The following is a 1,876-nucleotide window of genomic DNA, read 5'->3' as shown; positions in this document are numbered from 1 at the left end:
CGCAGCCAGCCTTTGAGTTGCGGGTACCGGCCTCTCACCTCAGCTTGCATCAGCGAGCTTCGGTAGGGGCTGCCGGCGACCACGGCCTGGGCGCGGAAGCTCAGCTTGGAGAGTTGAACTTCGCGCTCGGCGGCGGCGGACACCGCATGGCTTGTGAGCAGTTCGTGCGCGTGCAGCGGCTCGCCAGCCGGCGTGGTCCGGGACAGGTGCGTCCACCAGGGGGCGGGCGATGAGCCAGCCTTCCCGGCATCAGCGGCGGCACGCTGGGCGTCTCTGAGTTGTTCAGCCTGAGCCACAGCAAGTTGAGAGACCAGATCCTCGGTTCGCGCCACCTGCCATTGCCACAGGCCCAGGCCGGCGACAGAGGCCAACGACAAGCCGACCGCCGCCGCCAAGAGCAGCCGCCGATCAGGTGCGCAGAGCGACCACCAGACCACCGAGCGACCCAGCGTTTGCCTGCTCAGATCGACCGCACGAACACTCAGTTGACGCAACGTCACCCCCCTCCGCGGCCAGTCCCCTCTCCGCGCTCCCTGTTGTTAAGAATTAACGCGCGAATTGTGGCATTGCCGCGCGTCAAAGCTTGGCCGAAAGCATTCTTGCCCAGCGGCGTCGCTGCCGTTGTTGTTTTGCTACTTCCGAAATATCTCAAACCATTGCATCGATGTGCATGAAATTTGCAATTTCATCTCATGATCGAACTGATATTCATGCTCTATTACTGAGTCAATACACCTAAATTCATGAGTAAGAAGGTCAACCGGCGAAACCGTCGCAACCCAATTTATATCAAATTTCAACACATTTTGGTACTGCAGCAAAAATTCGCGATCATGAAACGCCCCCAGCAATTTTATTTCGATGTTGGTTGCCAGAGGCTTCGCTAATAATGCGGAGCCAATATTTAAATCCGACAGCCATGCATCATGAAGAGTGCCTGGGGTATCTAAGTAGTACCGACCTGGGTCAGCTGCAAACGAAAATACATGTTCACCCAATTGATCTTTGATTTTCGATAGGTATTCAAAATATCTATCGAATCTCATCGCGCCACTAGCGTCTTTATATATATAGTTCACGATTTATATTACTTTGACGATTCGAAAATGTAAGATTGCAGATTGATTTCTTCGGAAATTTACCGCCAGCATTTATTCAACCCCAACAATTACATGCAGTCCGGATCTCTACTGCACCTACAGTCCCGATCCGCATCACACTTGGCCTCAGTTGCAGCCTCCAAAATAATGGAAAGAATCGACATAACACCCAGCGCCCCGGACGCGGAAGGCATAGACCCTCCGCGCATAAAACTTCCAACACTCCGACCCTTGATCGAGACAGTCCCCTTCTCAGGAATGAAGCCAGCGCGACGCGCCCAATCAACCGCTTGCCCGCGGCACTGATTTTCCACGCTTTCCGGAATACTCTCTGGACGCCCTAGGTGCCCATGCTTATTGAACCAACCATCTTTACCATAGAGTCCAATTTCATTCCCCTTCGGATCGTAGACGTGAATCTCCATCCCCGCCTTACCTCCGCTGCCAGGAAACTGATCCAGTCTTCCGGTATACCCTTGACCAAGATCTATTGGCCCTCCGGCCAACCCGAGGATATCGAAATAATTTAACGGATTCCCACCCACATACGCATAGGTGTTGATGCCTCCCGCGAGCCCAATGGGATCCGACTCTATGTACCTGCCACTGGTCGCCCGGTAATCCCGGTTGACGTTATAGAACAGCCCGGTCTCCTTGTCGAAGGTCTGGCCCGGGAACCTGAGGTTGAGGGTGAAGGCGCCGAGTGCGCTGGGGTTCTCGTTGGGCGCCGAGTTGCCGAAGGCCTCGGCCTGGTCCCAGCGCCACTGGATGGCGTG

At 54.9% G+C, this 1,876-nt stretch carries 3 protein-coding genes; all 3 read right to left on the bottom strand.

Annotated features, from left to right (window positions below):
* Positions 1 to 500: hypothetical protein (locus tag LRH25_RS32520; RefSeq protein ID WP_231013289.1), on the bottom strand; the 500-nt coding region annotated here is incomplete at its 3' end.
* 132 nt (positions 501 to 632) lie between these two features.
* Positions 633 to 1,079 carry an SAUR-like auxin-responsive family protein gene (locus tag LRH25_RS32515; protein WP_141291729.1) on the bottom strand — a complete coding sequence of 149 codons (447 nt, stop codon included), beginning with the start codon at positions 1,077 to 1,079 and terminating at the stop codon, positions 633 to 635.
* Between the two features lie 89 nt (positions 1,080 to 1,168).
* On the bottom strand, positions 1,169 to 1,876 hold a 708-nt coding region (locus LRH25_RS32510; protein ID WP_231013288.1), incomplete at its 5' end, for an RHS repeat-associated core domain-containing protein.

Source organism: Ideonella azotifigens (genome assembly GCF_021043325.1).
Lineage (GTDB): Bacteria > Pseudomonadota > Gammaproteobacteria > Burkholderiales > Burkholderiaceae_C > Ideonella > Ideonella azotifigens.
The sequence above is the reverse complement of the archived record's forward strand: the minus strand, read 5'-3'. Positions and strand labels throughout refer to the sequence as shown.